Here is a 269-nt window from a genome sequence, read left to right on the forward strand (position 1 = left end):
TCAGTGAACTGGACGTGGGTCTGCTGCCTGCCTCAGAGCTAAAGCGCTCCATGGAGGAGATCACCGCCGACATCCGTTCGCGTCTGGCTCACTTGCCCGGCTCCATCGGCATTGGCCAGCCGATCTCGCACCGCATCGACCACATGTTGTCGGGGGTGCGCTCGCAGATCGCCATCAAGGTGTTCGGCGAGGACCTGGACGTCCTGCGCGGGCAGGCGGATCTGCTGCGCGCCAAGCTGGCCGGAATTCCGGGGCTTGCTGACCTGGAG

General features: G+C 65.1%; 1 protein-coding gene. It reads left to right on the forward strand.

The window, feature by feature from the left end; translation table 11 throughout:
- Positions 1–14: 14 nt before the first annotated feature.
- A partial coding sequence (locus ACVA58_RS28170; protein WP_446513534.1) for an efflux RND transporter permease subunit occupies positions 15–269 on the forward strand: 255 nt, incomplete at its 3' end.

Source organism: Photobacterium sp. DNB22_13_2 (genome assembly GCF_052873915.1).